2 protein-coding genes are annotated in these 1,666 nt (G+C 68.9%); one reads left to right on the forward strand and one right to left on the reverse strand.

Annotation, left to right across the window (positions count from 1 at the left end; genetic code table 11):
- Positions 1-113: 113 nt before the first annotated feature.
- A complete protein-coding gene (locus NFU81_RS02900) occupies positions 114-647 on the forward strand; it encodes a hypothetical protein (protein ID WP_251484623.1) in 534 nt (177 codons plus the stop codon).
- On the opposite strand, the gene NFU81_RS02905 is transcribed toward NFU81_RS02900, so the two are convergent.
- Positions 604-1,395, reverse strand: a complete 792-nt coding sequence (locus NFU81_RS02905) for an IS5 family transposase (RefSeq protein WP_251484625.1) — start codon at positions 1,393-1,395, stop codon at positions 604-606. The genes NFU81_RS02900 and NFU81_RS02905 overlap by 44 nt on opposite strands.
- Between the last annotated feature and the right edge of the window lie 271 nt (positions 1,396-1,666).

The following is a 1,666-nucleotide window of genomic DNA, read 5'->3' on the forward strand; positions in this document are numbered from 1 at the left end:
AGTGGCTGTTGTCGTTCCGAACTTGAGGGCAGCGTTTTCGCTGGTCGGGCATAGGGTCGGTGATTCGGTGGGAGTTGTGGCCTGTCGGGTTGTCGCTCGCCGGGGAGGCCTGGATGCCGTCGGTTGTCGGACTGCTGGAACAGCACGAGCTCGCTGCTCGCCGTCGTGTCGACGGGTTGCGGGAGGAGGCCGACCGGATCCAGGCCGAGCTGGCCGCGGCCGAGCAGGAATGGCAGGAGTGGGCTGTCGCCCGTAGGCGGGTTGATGCGGTCCTGGCTCCCGGCGCCGGCACCGCTGTTACGGAGGTCACCTCGGATCCGTTGGACGCGGATGTGCCGTCGCCGTCCGGGGATGCGGTCAAGCCGAGGTCGCAGGTGCCGGTGTGGTGTGAGGGCCTTGATCGGTCGGTGCTGTCGGTGGACTACCAGCGGATCGTGCAGACGCTCGCGGACCGCGTGCGGCTTGGTCAGGGGCCGTTGACGTGCCAGGAGATGGCCGCGGTGTTCGGGATGGACGTGGTGCCGGCGCGGGTGGAGGCGTTGCGGTCGAAGGCGAAACGTCTGGTCGCGCGGGGCTGGCTGACCGAGCCGGGTCCGGGGCGGTTCACGCTGGCTGCGGGTGTGGCCGGGCCAGGCGGCGGGTCATGAGCAGGGTCATCGACCAGTAGGCCATTGCCTCGGCGCTGGTGGTGCGGCGTTCGTAGTCGCGGGCCAGCCGGCGGGTGCGCATCAGCCAGGCGTTGGTGCGCTCCACGATCCACCGTTTGGGCAGCACCACGAAGCCCTTCTGACCGTCGCTGCGTTTGACGACCTGCAGGACCAGTGCGAGTGCGGCCAGGCAGTGTCCGACGAGGCTGCCGGTGTAGCCGCCGTCAGCCCAGACCAACTCCAGGCGGTGGTGGGCGTCGGCCACGCGCTGGAGCAGAACCTTCGCACCGGTGCGGTCCCCGATGTCCGCGGCGGTGACCATCACGCCCAGCAGCAGGCCGAAGGTGTCGACCACCAGGTGACGCTTTCGCCCGTTGATCAGCTTGCCGCCGTCGAAGCCGCGGCTGTCGACGCCGACGACGGCGTCGGCTTTCACTGACTGCGAGTCGATCACGGCGGCTGTCGGCTCCGAATCCCGGCCTGCACGGACACGGACCTGTCCGCGCAGCCGGTCGTGGAACTCGGTGGCCAGGCCGTGGTCGCGCCAGCGGCGGAAGAACGCGTAGACGCGGTCCCACGGCGGGAAGTCGGCCGGCATCGCCCGCCACTTGATGCCGTTGTCGACCATGTACCGGATCGCGTCCAGTATCGCCCGGTGGCAGTACGCCTCCGGCTGCCCGCCCCGCCCCCGCATCCAGCCTGGCACCGGCAGCAACGGCCGGACCACCGCCCACTCCGCGTCCGTCATATCCGACGGATAACGCGGCTGCCGGGACCCGTTGTCGGCAGCATTTCCGAACCGGTGAGCCAGACAGTCACACCCCCGGGTGACCGAACTGGACTGCCCGGCCATCCACACGGAACACTCCAACACCGGGGCCTCCTGGAGTTGCTCGGTGATTCGACACCAACGAGCTGTTCAGAAGGCCCCACCTCTATGCCGCGACGCCTCCACGATCACCCGGTCGGAAACCTCAGTTCGAGACACACCCCACACAGCCGGAACGACAACAGCGACT

It is taken from the genome of Actinacidiphila cocklensis (genome assembly GCF_907177275.1).
GTDB lineage: Bacteria > Actinomycetota > Actinomycetes > Streptomycetales > Streptomycetaceae > Actinacidiphila > Actinacidiphila cocklensis.

What these genes read in the sequence shown, in the direction of transcription:
- NFU81_RS02900 (WP_251484623.1), top strand. Translation starts at nt 114, where the DNA reads ATGCCGTCGGTTGTCGGACTGCTGGAACAGCACGAGCTCGCTGCTCGC.
- NFU81_RS02905 (WP_251484625.1), bottom strand. Translation starts at nt 1,395, where the DNA reads ATGACGGACGCGGAGTGGGCGGTGGTCCGGCCGTTGCTGCCGGTGCCA.